The 15,109-nt window shown below is 74.1% G+C and carries 8 protein-coding genes; 3 read left to right on the top strand and 5 right to left on the bottom strand.

Annotated features, from left to right (window positions below):
* The coding region (locus CBZ_RS21470; RefSeq protein WP_218022720.1) for a hypothetical protein at window positions 1–259 on the bottom strand (259 nt) is incomplete at its 3' end.
* On the opposite strand from CBZ_RS21470, the gene CBZ_RS06275 reads away from it, so the two are divergent.
* From CBZ_RS06275 to CBZ_RS06265, 3 genes are all read left to right on the top strand, one after another.
* On the top strand, window positions 243–1,640 hold the full coding sequence (locus CBZ_RS06275; protein ID WP_218022719.1) for a hypothetical protein: 1,398 nt from the start codon (window positions 243–245) through the stop codon (window positions 1,638–1,640). The two genes, CBZ_RS21470 and CBZ_RS06275, sit on opposite strands and share 17 nt — an antisense overlap.
* Window positions 1,637–2,710, top strand: a complete 1,074-nt coding sequence (locus CBZ_RS06270) for a glycosyltransferase (protein WP_130780725.1) — start codon at window positions 1,637–1,639, stop codon at window positions 2,708–2,710. Before CBZ_RS06275 ends, CBZ_RS06270 begins: the two co-directional genes overlap by 4 nt.
* 82 nt (window positions 2,711–2,792) lie before the next feature.
* Window positions 2,793–3,839, top strand: a complete 1,047-nt coding sequence (locus tag CBZ_RS06265; protein WP_130780724.1) for a glycosyltransferase family 4 protein — start codon at window positions 2,793–2,795, stop codon at window positions 3,837–3,839.
* A 196-nt stretch (window positions 3,840–4,035) separates the two neighbouring features.
* Here CBZ_RS06265 and CBZ_RS06260 read toward each other — a convergent pair whose 3' ends face one another.
* The 4 genes from CBZ_RS06260 to CBZ_RS06245 all read right to left on the bottom strand — a co-directional run bounded on the left by CBZ_RS06260 (window position 4,036) and on the right by CBZ_RS06245 (window position 14,955).
* A complete protein-coding gene (locus CBZ_RS06260; RefSeq protein ID WP_130780723.1) occupies window positions 4,036–5,331 on the bottom strand; it encodes an oligosaccharide flippase family protein in 1,296 nt (431 codons plus the stop codon).
* Window positions 5,332–5,396: 65 nt separating this feature from the next.
* A complete protein-coding gene (locus CBZ_RS06255; RefSeq protein ID WP_246013096.1) occupies window positions 5,397–6,470 on the bottom strand; it encodes a glycosyltransferase family 2 protein in 1,074 nt (357 codons plus the stop codon).
* A gap of 38 nt (window positions 6,471–6,508) precedes the next feature.
* Window positions 6,509–11,218 carry a PKD domain-containing protein gene (locus CBZ_RS06250; RefSeq protein ID WP_130780721.1) on the bottom strand — a complete coding sequence of 1,570 codons (4,710 nt, stop codon included), beginning with the start codon at window positions 11,216–11,218 and terminating at the stop codon, window positions 6,509–6,511.
* Between the two features lie 206 nt (window positions 11,219–11,424).
* Window positions 11,425–14,955 (bottom strand): PKD domain-containing protein, encoded by a 3,531-nt coding sequence (locus tag CBZ_RS06245; RefSeq protein ID WP_130780720.1) that lies wholly within the window; start codon window positions 14,953–14,955, stop codon window positions 11,425–11,427.
* Window positions 14,956–15,109 lie beyond the last annotated feature (154 nt).

Below are 15,109 nucleotides of genomic sequence, written 5' to 3'. Positions count from 1 at the left end.
CTCCGGTCGACCCCGCCGGGACGTCGGGAGACCCGTCCGGCGCAGGTGCGTCGGGGCACGCCGGGGCGGCGAGGGCGTCCGGCGGCGTGGCCGTCGCCACGCGACCGGGCACGCGACCGGGCACGCGGCCCGGCACGACCCCGACCGGGACGACCCCGCCCGGGACGGGCGGGTCGACGGCGAGCGGCCCCGCTGCCGCCCTCTCCGCGCGCACGGTGCGGCAGTCCACGCGGCTCGTCGCGATGGGCGCGATCGCCATGCTCACGCTCAACTTCCAGCTCATGGACGCGTTCACGACGGCCATCGTCGTGCCCATCGCGCTCATCCCGGTGTGGTGGTCGGCACCGCGCAAGTACGTCGGCGCCGGCGGGCTGTTCGCCCTCGGCGGCCTCGCGGTCGCGGCGGGCGTGTGGCTGACCGCGGTGTCGTCCGCGACCCACGCGATCAGCCCGGTCGTGCTGCGCGCGAACCTGCTGCTCGTCATCGGCGGTTTCTGCGGCATCGGGCTGCTGCTGTGGGCCCGCACGGTGCTTCCCCTGCGGACCGTCGCGCTGTCCGCCGCCGCGGGGCTCGTCCTGCGGGTCGGGCTCGAGCCCATCAACCCCGCGAACCCGTGGAAGTACAACTTCTCCTACGCGGTCACCGTGCTCGCGCTCGGCCTCGTCGTGCGCCGCCGGCCCCGGCCGGTCGAGATCGTGCTGCTGCTGGGCCTGGCGGGCATGTGCATGGTCAACGACTCGCGCTCCGCGTTCGCGACGCTCGTGCTCGCGGCGCTGCTCGTCGCATACCAGCTGCGGCCCGCCACGATGGGTCGCAGGGCGAGCGCGTTCGCGACGATCGCGCTGTTCGCAGGCATCGCGGCGTGCGTGTACTCGGTCGGCACGACGCTGATCCTCGAGGGCTACCTCGGCGAGGCGACGCAGGAGCGGTCACAGGCGCAGGTGCAGGCGTCCGGGTCGATCCTGCTCGGCGGACGGCCCGAGTGGGGGGCCAGCACGGCGCTGTTCGAGTCCCGCCCGATGGGCTTCGGCGTGGGCGTCGTCGCGAACCTCGACGACATCCTCGTCGCGAAGTCGGGCATGGCCGAGCTCAACTACGACCCGAACAACGGCTACGTCGAGAACTACATGTTCGGCAGCGAGATCAAGCTGCACGCCGTGATCGCGGACCTGTGGTCGAACTTCGGCTTCGCGGGGATCGTCCTCGGCGCGTGGATCCTGGTCCTCGCGATCTGGTCGATCGCGAGCGCCGCGGCCCGCCGGGTCGCGTCCGGCCTGGTCATCTACCTCACCTGCGTCATGCTCTGGAACTTCGCCTTCGGTCCCATCTACAGCTCGATGCCGATCATCGTGCTCGCGCTCGGCATGCTGCTCCTCCCCCGCCAGGGCGTGGACGCGGGCGTGGCGACGCTCGACCCGCCGTCCCGGCCGGCCGTCGAGCCCGCCCCCGCGACGTCGCAGGACCGGCACGGCCGACACGACCGGCACGGCCACCGCACCCGACCCGGCACGCACGCCCACCCGGCCGACCCGGCCCTCCCGCACCGGCCGGCCGACCCGGCCCTCCCGCACCGCCCGACCTCAGCCAGCCGACCGGGCGCGCCGCGCGACCCGGCCACGACCTCGGAAGGGCGCTCATGACGCTCACCGTGCTCGAGTCGTTCCCGGCGCCGCGCCGCACGACCAACCCGTACCTCGCCCAGCTGCTCGTGGAGCTCCCGGCGGACGTCCGGGCGGTCACGTTCGACTGGCGGACCGCGCTGGTCGGCCGGTACGACGTCTTCCACGTGCACTGGCCCGAGAAGCTGCTGCGCGGGACGTCGCGGGCCAAGACCGCGGCCCGGTTCGTCACGACCGCCGCGCTGCTGGCCCGGCTCGCCCTCACGCGGACGCCGGTCGTCCGCACGCTGCACAACGTCGACCCGCACGAGTCGGGCTCGCGGCTGGAGCGCACGATGCTGCGCCGGATCGACCGCCGCACGTCGGTGTTCGTCCGGCTCAACGGCACGACACCGCTGCCCGCCGACGCCCGGCCCGGCACCCCGCTCGTGACCATCGCGCACCCGCACTACCGCGACTGGTTCGCGACGTACCCGCGGGGCGAGGCCCGACCGGGCCGGATCCTGTTCTTCGGGCTGGTGCGCCCCTACAAGGGCGTCGAGGAGCTCATCGAGGCGTTCCGCGACCTGCCCGGCGCGGACCTGGAGCTGCGCGTCGTCGGCAGCCCCGAGACCGACGAGCTGCGCCGCACCGTGGAGCAGCTCGCCGCCGCGGACCCGCGCGTCGACCTGCGTCTCGCGTACGTCGACGACGACGTCCTGGCCGCCGAGATCGGCGCCGCGTCGCTCGTCGTCCTGCCCTACCGGCGGCTGCACAACTCGGGGGCCGCGCTGCTGGGCCTGTCGCTCGACCGTCCCGTGCTGGTCCCCGCCGGCGCGACGTCGGCCGAGCTCGCCGCCGAGGTCGGCGACGCCTGGGTCACGACGTTCACGGGCACGGTGACCGCCGACGACCTGCTGTCGGCGCTGGCCCGCACGTCGGCGCTCGACCTGGGGCAGGACCGCCCCGACCTGGCCGCACGTGACTGGCCCGGGATCGCCGAGGCGCACGCCGCGGTGTTCCGGGAGGCGTACGGTCGCAGGGGACGTCGGGCGCGCGCCGAGCGCGGGTCGCACGACGAGCCCGCGCTGGTCGCCCAGCGGACGCCGTGACCCGGTCCGTCCCGCCGGACGGCCGTCCCGCACCGGTCCGTCCCCGCTCGCCCAGGCACGCGCCACGTGAAGGAGTCACCCGATGAGCGTCACCCCGGCGACCGCGACCCGCACCACCGTCGAGGTGGTGTTCCGCGCCGAGCGGGACGTCACGTCCTGGGCCGACCGGCACGCGCGCGGCGAGGTGCCGGGCCGCTGGCCGTACGGGCTCGACCTGCTCGCCGGCACCGGCGCCGCCGTGACGACCGTGAGCCTGCCCGAGCCGACGCGGGCCGACCGCGTCCGGTCGCTCGTGCGGTCCGCGGTGCGCCGCGGCGGCCACGGCCGGGACGTCGGCATCGCGTGGGACGAGAACCTGGCCCGCCGGATGCTCGTCCTGTCGCCGCACGCCCGCATGTACGCGGGCACGATCTGGCTGACGGACGCGCTCGAGATCGACCCGTCGTCGGAGCGCGTGCGCGGGGCGCTCGACGTCCTGCGCCGCATGGACGGGGTGTTCGTCAACAGCCGCGCGCAGGTCGAGCCGCTGCAGGCGGCCCTGGGCGCGTCCGGCCCGGAGGTGTCGTTCTTCACGTTCGGCGTCGACCACGAGTTCTTCGCGGCGCAGCCGCCCGCCGAGCGGCCGCTCGTCGTGAGCGTCGGCGGCGACCGGGACCGCGACCCCACGACGCTGTTCGCGGCGCTGTCGCGCGTGCACGAGGCCCGGCCCGACGTCGAGATCGTCGTCCAGAACTCGTCCGACGTGCCCGCGCCGGCGGGCGTGACGAAGGTGCCGCGGCTGTCCCACACCGAGCTGCGGGACCTGTACGCACGCGCGTCGGTCGTCGCGCTCGCGACGCGGCCCAACCTGCACATGTCGGGGCTCACCGTGAGCCTCGAGTCGATGGCGACCGCCCGGCCCGTCGTCCTCACCGCGACGCCCGGCCACGAGGACTACCACCGGGACGGCGAGACCGCGCTGCTCGTCGAGCCGCAGGAGCCGACCGACCTCGCCGACCGCGTCATCGGGCTACTCGACGCGCCCGACGACGCCGCCGCGCTGGGCCTGCGGGCGCGGCAGGCGGTCGAGGAGCGGTTCACGAACCAGCACCTCGTCGACGGCATGGCGCGCGCGGTGGGCCTGGTCTGACCGCGCGACCGGGCTGCGGGTCGACCCGCAGCCCGTCCGACCCCGTCCTGGTGACCGTTCCGCGGTGCGGTTGCGGTCACCAGGACGGGATCGTCGCACGTGGCCGGGTCGACGAGGCGGCCCGTCGGGTCGGGTCGGCCGGGTGGGCCGGGAGGCGCAGGGTGGACCGGGCGGGGGCCGGCGGGCCGCCCGCGGGTCAGCGGCGGGGGCGCAGGCGGCGGGTGACGGCGCCCGTGAGGGTGCCGGCGTAGCCGCGCAGGATGACGAGGTCGGACCGGCGCACGCCGTAGAACGACAGCATCGACACCCCGAACAGCCGGCGCAGGAAGTACTGGTTGAGGCCCGACGAGACGACGTAGCCGAGCACCGTCGCCCACGCGGCACCCATCGCGCCGTACGTCGGGACGAGCAGCACGAGCATCCCGATGTTGAGCACGCACGCGATGACGAGCGCGATGCTCCGCAGCCCCGGGCGTCCGCGCGCGCTCAGCCCGGCGCCCGCGATCGAGCCGGGCGTGCTGATGACGACGGCCACGAGCAGCAGCCACGCGATCGGCACGGCGGGGCCGAACTCCGCGCCGAACAGCAACGGCAGCCACCAGATCATCGACACGCCCAGGACGACCGCGACGACGGTGCAGATGAGCGTCGAGATGCGGGCCGCGGCCGCGAGGCGGGAGTCCTCGCTGCGGTGCGCGTCGGTGACGAACGTGACGTCGCGGACCGCGCGGTGGATGACGAGCGGGAGCTCGCTCACGTTGACCGCGACGACGTAGAGGCCGAGCTGGTAGGCGCTGCTCAGCGGCGTCATGAGCGTCTGGTCGACGCGCGACAGCAGGATCCCGGAGATGGTGCCGATCCACAGCCGCAGGCCGTAGCCGGTCAGGGCCCGGGTCGACGCGACGTGCTCGGTGTCCTCCTCCGCGGGCGGCAGCCGCCGCGGAAGCGTGACGTAGGCGAGGGCGCCGAGGACGGGCATCGCCGCGAGCACCACGGTCGCCGTGAACGGCGTGAGGTTGTCCGTCAGCCACAGCGGGACGAGCACGAGCAGCCGCAGCGTCGACGCGAGGACCTTCTCCCACGCGACCATCGCCCACCGCTGCAGGCCCGACGCGATGCCGCGCAGGACGCCGAGCAGCAGCGTCGGCAGGACCGCGAGCGACGCGACGGCCATGAGGTGCTGGATCTGGGTGTCTCCGCCCGACAGCCACTCGCGCGCCGCGAACACGGCCGCGGTCGCGAGCAGGCCCGCGAGCACGACGATGAGCGCGCCGTTGCGGGCCGCGGTCCGGACGAGCCGCGGGTGCCGCGCGACCGCGTACGACACGGCCTCGGGCACCCCGAACGTCATGAGGGCGATCGCGAGGCCGAGCGGGGCGGTCGCCGCGGCGACCTGGCCGCGGCCGTCGACGCCGAGCGCCTGCGCCAGGATCGGCCCGCTCGCGAGCGCCACCGCCGGCGGGAACAGGTTCCCCGCCAGGGTGATCGTCATGCTGCGGGCGGTACCGCCCTTCGCCGTCGCGCGGTCCTCCACCGCCTGCCCCCGGGTCTCTGAGGTCACGACGCGCCCGGCACCTTCCCCGAGCGGACCGTGCGCCGACCGTCGCGTGCGTACTCCACGTACACGGTGCCGTACGCGCCGGCGATCATGCCGGTGCCGCGCGCGTACGTGCGCCGCCCCTTGGCCTGGTGCGCGAGCGAGCCGGTCACCGTGCCGAAGGCGAGGCGCGCCGCACCGCCCGCAGCCCGGACCAGCCCCTGGCCCGTGATGCGCGCGCGGGCGACCGTCCGGCCCAGCGCCCCGTCGGCGAGCACGACCGACGTGCGGCCCCACGTGTTGCCGTTGCGGTACGCCCGGGCGAGCACCCAGCGTCGCGTCACGCGGTCCGGCGGGACGACGTCCACGACGACGGCCTCGTCGCACCACACGAGCCGGCCGCCCGCCTGCGCGAGCTGCCGTGTGAGGAGCTGGTCGGAGCCGCCGGACAGGCCGAACCGCTCGTCGAACCGCAGGCCGAGCGCGCGGACGCGGTGCAGGTCGAGCAGCAGGTTGTTCGTCGCCGCGACGTCGGTCACGGTGCCCGTCGGCAGGCGGCGGCGGTCGAAGAACCGGCCCGCGGTGACCCACGCGTCGGGCTCCTGCTCGTACTCGGAGACGACCGGGCCGACGACGGCCTCGGGCCGGTCGAGCAGGTAGGTGTCGACCAGCAGCCGCAGCCACGTGGGCACGGGCCGCTCGTCGTCGTCGATGAACACCAGCACGTCCGCGTCGGCGCACTCGTCGAACGCCCGGTTGCGGGCCGCGGCGATGCCGGGCTCGGGCTCGTGCGCGTACCGGACGACGGGACCGCCGTCGGCCGCGGACCGCCGGGCGAGGTCCTCGACGACGTCCCGCGCGCCGCCCTCGGGGTCGTTGTCGACCACGAGGACCTGCGCGGGCGGGTCCAGCAGCGCCGCCTGCTCGACGAGCATCGGCAGCGCCGCCCGCAGGTCGTCCGGGCGCTTGTACGTCAGCGCCCCGACGACCGTGCGGGGGTCCGACCCGGGCGCACCCGCCCGGGTCGAGGGCCCCTGCTCCTGCGACCGCACCGCGGCGCCCGTCGCCGGGCCGCCGTCACCGTCCACCGTCATCCGTCCCCCCTGCCCCCGCAGCTCCCCCTGAGCCGCGATCATGGCACGACCGGCCGCGCGACGAGCTCGCTCCAGCGGGCCACGAGCGGCAGCGTGGTCGTCGTCGCCGAGGTGTACACCGACAGGCCGATCCCGCCCGCGACCTGCAGCGCCGCCGTCGTGCTCGTCCCCGACAGCGTCCACGCCGTCGGCTCGGGCGAGCCCGCGGCCCAGACCTTCGCGCGCAGCGTCGTCGTGCCCGTGCCGGTCACCTGGAACCGCGTCGAGAGCGTCTGCCCCGCCGTGTAGGTGAGGCCCGGGACGTTGACCTGCGCGACGGTCGTCGTCGTGCCGGCGGAGATGCCGACCAGCGACGCCCGGACCACGCCGGTCGACAGCATCTTCAGGCGCAGCCGGTACCCGTCCGTCGTGCCCACGGTGCGACCCGCGAGCTCGAGGTCGGTGCCCGCACCCGTCGGCATGACGTCGAGCGCGACCTTGGCCGTCAGGTCGGTGCTCGTCGAGGAGACCGGCAGGAAGGACGACAGCCGGAACCCGGCGCCCGTGACACGCATGACGCCCGCCCCGGAGCCGACCGAGAAGTTCGCCGCACCGCCCGCGACCGTCCACGCGCCGCCGGTGTCCGCCGAGCCCCAGCCGCCCGTCGCCGTGCGGGCGAACGGGTCGAGCGCGAACGGGGCGTCCGCGAGCGGGGCCGCGACCGCGACCTCACGGGTCGTCGTGCCCGTGTCGCCGTCGTCGTCGGTCGTGACGAGCGTGATCGTGTACGTGCCGTCGGCGGCGTAGGTGTGCGACGCCGTCGCCCCCGTCGCCGTCCCGCCGTCGCCGAAGTCCCACGCGTAGGACGCGATGGTCCCGTCGGCGTCCGTCGAGGCGGACGCGTCGACCGCGACGACCAGGTGGTTCGGGGTCGCGGTGAACGCCGCGACCGGGCCCTGGTTCGGGACCGGCGCCGCGACCTGCACCTCACGGGTCGTGGTGCCCGTCTCGCCGTCGTCGTCCGTGACCGTCAGCGTGACCGTGTACGTCCCGGCCGCCGCGTACGTGTGCGACGCCGTCGCACCCGTGCCCGTGCCGCCGTCGCCGAAGTCCCACGCGTGCGCGGTCAGCGTGCCGTCCGCGTCCGCGGAGGCCGAGCCGTCGACCGCGACCGTGAGGTCCGTCGCCGTCGCGTCGAACGCCGCGACGGGCGCCTGGTTCGGCGCGACGACCGTGACCGTGGTGACGTGCTGGGCGCTGCCGCCCCGGTCGTCGGTGACCGTGAGGGTGACCTCGTAGTCGCCGCCCGCCGCGTAGGTGTGCGTCGCCGTCTTGCCCTCGCCGGTCGTGCCGTCGCCGAACGTCCACGCGTAGCCCGTGAGGACCCCGTCGGGGTCGGTCGACGACGTCGCGTCGGCCGCGAGCGTGAGGTCCGTGGCGTCCGTGGTGAACGCCGCCGTCGGCAGCTGGTTCGGCGCGAGCACCGACACGTCGTGCGTGACCTGCGAGGTCGCGCCGTCGTCGTCCGTGACCGTCAGGGTCACCGTGTAGGTGCCCGTCGCCGGGAACGTGTGCGACGGCGCGACGCCCGTGCCGGTCGTGCCGTCACCGAACGCCCACGCGTAGCCCGTGACCGTGCCGTCCGAGTCGGCCGACGCAGCGGCGTCGAACGCCACCGCGAGGTCCGTGGGCGTCGCGGTGAAGGCGCCGACGGGCGCCTGGTTGGGCAGCTGGCCCGTCTTGCCGAGCGACCAGTGGTTCGCGACCGTCTGGGCGTCCAGCACGGACGAGTAGACCGCGACCTCGTCGATCGTGCCCGAGAACCACGCCTGCGGTCCCCAGGTGGTGTCGCCGAAGATCCGCCAGTAGCCCGAGTAGGCCTGCGCACCGGTCGCCGGGTGGGTGCCCACGAGGGCGCCGTCGACGTACAGCTTCATGCCGTCGGGGCCCTGCGTCGCGACCATGTGGTGCCACTGGTTGTTGTTGTACGACGCGGTCGTCGTGATCGTGTTCGCCACGCCCGTGTAGGTGCCGAACGTCAGCCGCCCGTTCGTCTCCATGTAGACGTGCCGGTCGTAGTTGCTCGACGTGCCGGTGTCCCGGTCGCCGAAGCCGATGAGCTTGCCGCCGTTCGTCGTCGACGTCTTGAACCACAGCTCCTCGCTGTAGACCGACGGACCGGCGACGAGCTGCGTGCTCGCGACGAGCGTGTTGCTCGTGCCCAGCGTGCGCACCGCGTTGTTGCTCACGCCCGACAGCGCGCCGCTCTGGCTGCGCAGGAACGTGCCGCGGTAGGTGCCGGTGACGCCGTACTGCCCGGCGTCGGCGGCCGTCGAGCCCGAGCCCTCCGACAGGCGCCAGAACAGCTCCGCACCCGCGTTGTACACGGCCTTGCCGTAGGCGTCGGCGGGGACCGGGGGCTTGACGACGGTCCGGCCGGACGCCGTGTAGTGCGACTCGACCTGCGCCTGCGTCAGCGGAGCCGGGTAGAGCGCGACGTCGTCGATGCTGCCCGCGAGGAAGCCGCTCGTCGGCTGGTTCGTCCAGCTCCCGAGGTTGTCCCCGCCGACCCGCCAGTACCCCGTGTAGGCCTGCCCGAAGGTCGTGTCGCCGCGCTGCGCGACGCGCCGCCCGTCGACGAACAGGCGCATGCCGTCCGAGCCGAGCGAGGCGACCACGTGGTGCCACTGGCCGTCGTTGTACGACGCCGGGCTCACGACGGTCCGGACCGCGCCCGGGTAGACGCCGAAGATGATCTTCCCGGAGTTGTCCATGTAGACGTGCCGGTCGTAGCTGCCCGACGTCCCCGTCTGCAGGTTGCCGAAGCCGATGATCTTGCCGCCGCGGTTCGACGTGGTCTTGACCCACGCCTCGACCGCGAAGGAGTCCGGCCCCTGGACCGGCGTGCTCGTCGCGGCCGACCCGTTGGCCGTGCCGTCGAACGTGGACGCGGTGTTGGTGTCGCCGTTGATCGCCCCGGCCGCGCCGCGGGTCACGCCCGTGCCGGCCGTGAGGTCGTTGAACCCGGCCCAGTCGAACACCCCGGGCCCGCTCGGCTCGCCGAACCGCCACAGCGAGGTCGCGCCGTCCGCGACGACCTGCTGCGCGTACGCGCTCGCCGAGCCCTCGTCGGAGACCGTCACCTGCACCTGGTCGGTGATCGCCGAGTTCCCGAACGGGTCGACGGCCTTCACGCGGTACGTGTACGTGGTCCCCGGCGTCAGGCCGGTGTCCATGAAGCCCATCTGCGGGCGCTTCCAGACGACCGACCCGGCGGTCACCGTGTGGATCACCTGGGCGTTGCGGGACACCGTGTACGTGAGGTTCTCGTTGTCACGGTCGTAGTTCGCCGGCCAGCTCAGGCGGACCGTGCCGGCCTGGAACGAGGCGGCCGACAGCGGCCACGTGGCCGACGCGAGGCGGGGCCCCTGCTTGTTGGGCGCGATGTCCGTGCGCGCGAACCGCGCCAGCCCCTGCTGGCCCTTGTTGTTGACGATCGTGAACTCGCCGCCGTACAGCAGGTACTCGTCGTTGCCCGTGACGGTCCACGGCCCCTGGCCCTGGCCCGTGTACGAGCCGCTGTTGAGGTCGGGGTACCAGTTGAGCAGCGTCGGCGTCGGCTTGCCGGCGTAGTTGTAGTAGCCGTACGGGTCGGCCGTCGCGGTGCCCGTCACGGCCTTGCTGAACGCGAGCCCGCGGTAGAACGTCCACGGCTCCGTCTGCGGGAAGCCGCCGATGTTGCCGCAGTAGTGCGGGTGCCCCGCGACGTACACCGCGTCGCCCGGACCGGGCCAGGCCGCGTACGTGTCGCCGTGGCAGTCCTCGACCCAGACGAGCTCGCCCGTCGCCCAGTCGCCGCGCGCCGTGCCCTCGAGGTTGCCGGTGCTGCCGAAGACGTAGCCCGTGACGTAGAAGCTCGTCGCGTCCGTCGTCAGGCTCGTGATCGACGCCTGCGTGGACCCGTTGCGGATGAGGCCGTTGATGGCCAGCGGCAGGGTCGCGCCCGTGACCGCGTCGACGCGGGCCAGGCCGTAGCCCGGGTTCCCGCTGCCGTTGAACGTCGAGAAGCTGCCGCCCGCGATGACCTGGGTGCCGTCGGGCGAGACCACCAGCGCGCTCACCGAGCCGTCGTCGGCGCTCGGCGCCCACGGCAGCAGCGAGCCGTCCGCCGCGGAGAACGCCGCGACCTTGTTCCGGGCCACGCCGTTCGCGCTCGTGAACGCGCCGCCGACGTAGACGGTGCTGTTCGTCGCGACGATCGTGCGGACCTGCGAGTCCACGCCCGGGGCGAACGACGACACGAGCGCGCCCGTCGCGGCGTCGAACGCGGCGATCCGGTACCGCGCCTGCCCCGCGATGCTCGTGAAGCTGCCGCCCACGTACACGCGGGACCCGTCGGGCGAGACCGCCACGGTGCGGACCTGCGCGTTGGGGTTCGGCGCCCAGCCCGCGTCGAGGACGCCCGTCGTGACGTCGTACGCCAGCAGGTTCGCGCGGGGCACGAGGTTCGTGCCGGCGGCCGAGCCGGCCGGGCGGGCGTTCGCGAAGTCGCCGCCCACGAAGACCTTCGACCCGGCGATCCCCTGCTGCCAGACGACGCCGTCGATCTGCACGGTGGGCAGCGAGTCGGCGGCGACGGTGACGGGGGTCCCCTCGAGGGGCACCGTGTCGGCGGCCGCGGGGGTCGCGAGCGTCACGCCCGCGAACGTCAGCGCGGCGGCGGCCAGGAGGGCGGCGGATCGGGCGGCGAGGCCTCGGGGACGAGTCATGGGGGCACCTCGGGACGACGGGTCACGCGAGGCAGGGCGAGCCACGCGAGCCGATCGTATGCAGTGCAAAGTCCCCGTAAGCGTGAGGAACCGGGTGAACTGGACGCGCATCCGGGTGAATCGGACGAAACGGTTCGGACGCGACGGTGCCCGCCGTCCGGGCAGGGCCGGACGGCGGGCACGCGGCACGCTCGGGACGGGTCGCGTCAGGCGACGACAGGCTTCGCCGAGAACTGGCTCCAGCGGGCCGTGAGCGGCAGCGTCGTGGTCGTCGACGACGTGTACACCGACAGCCCCACACCCCCCGCGACCTGCAGGGACGCCGTCGTGCTGGACCCGGTGAGCGTCCACGCGGCCGGCTCGGCCGACCCCGTGGGCCACACCTTGAGGCGCAGCTGCGTGGTGCCCGTGCCCTCGACCTGGAACCGCACCGAGAGCGTCTGACCCGCGGTGTACGTCACACCCGGGACGTTGACCTGCGCGACGGTCGTCGTGGTGCCGGCAGCGGTCCCGATGATCGACGCCCGCACGACGCCCGTGCTCAGCATCTTGAGCCGCGCCCGGTAGCCGTCGGTCGTCCCGACGGACCGGCCGACGACCTCGAGGTCCGTCCCGCTGCCCGTCGGCATGACGTCCAGCGCGACGTCCGCCCGGACGTCGGCACTGGTCGCCGACACCGGCAGGAACGACGAGAGCCGGAAACCCGCGCCCGTGACGCGCATCGCGCCGACGCCGGAGGCCACGGAGAAGTTCGCCGCGCCTCCCGCGACGGACCACGCGCCGCCCGTGTCCGCCGAGCCCCACCCGTTCGCGACGGTCCGCGCGAACGCGTCGGCCGCGAACGGCGTGTCCGGCGGCGGCGTCGTGACCGTGACGTCCTGCGACGTCTGGGCGGTCGCGCCGTCGTCGTCCGTGACCGTGAGCGTCACCGTGTAGGTGCCGTCGGCGGCGTACGTGTGCGACGCCGTGGTGCCCGTCCCGGTGCCGCCGTCGCCGAACGCCCAGGAGCGCTGCGCGATCGTGCCGTCGGGGTCGGACGAGCCGGCGGAGTCGACCTGGACGCCGAGGCCCGCGACCGTCGCCGTGAACGCCGGGACCGGCGGCTGGTTGGGCGGCGGGGCCGTGACGGTGACGTCGTGCGCGACCTGCGCGGTGTTGCCGTCGTCGTCGGTCACGGTGAGCGTCACCGTGTAGGTGCCGCCGGCCGCGTAGGCGTGCGACGCGGTCGCACCGGTGCCGGTGCCGCCGTCCCCGAAGGTCCACGCGTACGACGCCACGGTGCCGTCCGGGTCGGTCGAGCCGGAGCCGTCGACCGCGGCCGTCAGGCCGTTCGTCGTCGACGTGAACGCCGCCACCGGGGGCTGCTCGGGCGCCTCGCCCGTGCGGCCGAGCGTGTTGTGCGCCGCGACCGTGCCGGCCGTGAGGGCGAACGGGTACACGGCGACCTCGTCGATCGCGCCCGCGAGGTTGTTCGACGCCGGTGCGTTCGGCCAGCCGCTGAGGTTGTCGCCGCCGATCCGCCAGAACCCCGTGAAGTTGCGGCCCGAGCGGTTGTCGTTGCGCGACGCGACGAGCGCGCCGTCGACGTAGAGCGCCATGCCGTCCTGGTCCATCGTGCCGACCAGGTGGTGCCACTGGCCGTTGTTCACGGCGGCGGGCGAGCGCACGGTGCGGTTCTGGCCCGGGCTGGCGCCGAACTGCACGCGGCCCGCGCTGTCGATGTAGAGCTGGCGGTCACGCGTGCTGCTCGTCCCGGTCAGGCTCGTGGAGTTGCCGAACCCGACGACCCAGCCGCCCTGCGTCGACGTGGTGCGGACCCACGCCTCGACGGACAGCTCGTTCATGTTCTGCTCGCGCTGCGGCGCGACGACGCGGCTGGTCGTGTTGCCCGCGAACGTGGTCGCCGTCGTGGTGTCGCCGGCGATCGCTCCCGCCGTGCCGCGGGTCAGGCCCGTGCCGGTCGTCGCGTCGTCCGTGCCGGCGGTGTCGAGCGCGCTCGTGCCGCCCGACTCCCCCAGCCGCCAGTAGTGCGACGCGCCGTCGGCCATGACGGCCTGCGCGTACGGGCTGACCGCCCCGGTGCCGTCCACGGTGACGCTCACGCCGGGGCTGGTCACCGAGTTGTTGTACGGGTCGGTCGCCCGGACCGCGTACGTGTAGGTCGCGCCCGGCGTCGCCGAGGTGTCCGTGTAGCCCTGCGTGGGCCGCATCCAGATCTGCGACTGCCGCTCGACCGACCCGACGGCCTGGCCGTTGCGCAGCACCGTGTAGGTGAGGTCCTCGTTGTCGAAGTCCGCGTTGGCGGTCCACGACACCCGGACCGTGCCCGTGCCGATGGAGCGTGCCGTCGGCGTGAAGTCGGCGCCCGTGAACCGCGGGCCCTGGTCGTTGGGCGCGATCGTCGGGACCGCGAACCGCACGAGCCCCTGCTGCCGGCGGAAGTTCACGTTGAGGAACTCGCCGCCGTACACGATGTACCGGTCGTCTCCGGTGACGGCCCACGGCCCCTGGTTCTGGCCGGTGTACAGGCCGGTGTCGAGGTCGGGGTAGAAGTTGAGCATCTCCGGCGCGGGCGTGCCCTCGAAGTTCGTGTACCCGAGGTGCTCGCGGCCGAGCTTGTGCAGCGGCTCCTTGGTGTAGGCGTCCGCCCGGTAGAACAGCCACTCGTCGTTCTGCGGCGTGCCGCCGACGTTGCCGCAGTAGTGGTGGTGGCTCGCGGCGTAGATGACCGGCCCCTGCGCGTGCACCGCGTAGGTGTCGCCGTGGCAGTCCGCGATCCAGGTGATCGCGCCCGTGTCCCAGTCGGCCGCGAAGACGCCCTCGAGGGTGCCGCCCGAGCGGCCGAACGTGTAGCCGACGCCGTACATGTTGTCGGCGTCGCCCGTCAGGCCGAGGATCGAGCCCGCCGAGCCGCCGTTGCGGATCTGCGACGTCGCCGGGAACGCGAGCGCGGCGCCCGTGACGGCGTCCACGCGGGCCAGGCCGTCGGGGGCGGCGGTGCTGCCGTTGAACGACAGGAAGTTGCCGCCGACGATGACGGTGCTGCCGTCGGGCGAGACCGTCAGGGCACTCACCGAGCCGTCGTCGACCGTCGGGTTCCACGGCAGCAGCGCGCCGTTGGAGGCGTTGAACGCGGCGAGCCGGGTGCGGCTCGAGCTGCCGGCCTGCGTGAAGATGCCGCCCGCGTAGACCGTCGTGTTGGTCGCCGCGAGCGCGCGGACCTGACCGTTCGTGCCGGCGTTGAAGGTCGTGATGAGCGCACCGGTCGCGGCGTCGAACGCGGCGATGCGGTAGCGCGCCGTCCCGCCGACGCTCGTGAAGTTGCCGCCGATGTAGATGCGCGACCCGTCGGGCGAGCGCACCACGGCGCGGATCTGCGCGTTCGGGTTCGGCGCGAAGCCGCTGTCCATGACGCCGGTGCGCACGTCGAACCGCAGCAGGTTGGCGCGGGCCACGTTGCCGACGCCCGCGGCGTTGCCCGCCGGGCGGGCGTTCGCGAACTCGCCGCCCGCGTAGACCCAGTTGCCGCTCATCGCCTGCTGCCACACGACGCCGTCGATCTGCACGGTGGGCAGCGAGTCGGCCGCGACCGTGGGAGGCAGGCCCGCGGGCGGGCTCGTGTCGGCCTGCGCGGGCAGCGCCCCGACGACGAGCCCGGTCGCGACGAGCGCGACGGCGGACAGGACGGCCCACGCACGGGCGACCGGCGACCGGTCGGTGACAGGACGTAGAGACATGGCGACACCCCGGGGCGCTCGGACAGTGGGCGAACGCGCACGATCCTACGAGCGGGAAACACACCAAAACAGGACAGTCCGGGTGAAAACCCCAGTCAGAGGGGGTGATACTCGGACGCACGTCCGGCCCGGCGTGGACGGCTGCGGCCGCCGC

The sequence above is a fragment of the Cellulomonas biazotea genome (genome assembly GCF_004306155.1).
In the GTDB taxonomy this organism is placed as follows: Bacteria; Actinomycetota; Actinomycetes; order Actinomycetales; family Cellulomonadaceae; genus Cellulomonas; species Cellulomonas biazotea.
Note: the sequence above shows the minus strand (reverse complement) of the source record. Positions and strands in the feature narration are given on the sequence as shown.

Excerpts from the sequence above, each read along its gene's own strand:
- CBZ_RS06275 (WP_218022719.1), top strand. The coding sequence starts at position 243 with ATGGGCGCGATCGCCATGCTCACGCTCAACTTCCAGCTCATGGACGCG.
- CBZ_RS06270 (WP_130780725.1), top strand. The coding sequence starts at position 1,637 with ATGACGCTCACCGTGCTCGAGTCGTTCCCGGCGCCGCGCCGCACGACC.
- CBZ_RS06265 (WP_130780724.1), top strand. The coding sequence starts at position 2,793 with ATGAGCGTCACCCCGGCGACCGCGACCCGCACCACCGTCGAGGTGGTG.
- CBZ_RS06260 (WP_130780723.1), bottom strand. The coding sequence starts at position 5,331 with ATGACGATCACCCTGGCGGGGAACCTGTTCCCGCCGGCGGTGGCGCTC.
- CBZ_RS06255 (WP_246013096.1), bottom strand. The coding sequence starts at position 6,470 with ATGACGGTGGACGGTGACGGCGGCCCGGCGACGGGCGCCGCGGTGCGG.
- CBZ_RS06250 (WP_130780721.1), bottom strand. The coding sequence starts at position 11,218 with ATGACTCGTCCCCGAGGCCTCGCCGCCCGATCCGCCGCCCTCCTGGCC.
- CBZ_RS06245 (WP_130780720.1), bottom strand. The coding sequence starts at position 14,955 with ATGTCTCTACGTCCTGTCACCGACCGGTCGCCGGTCGCCCGTGCGTGG.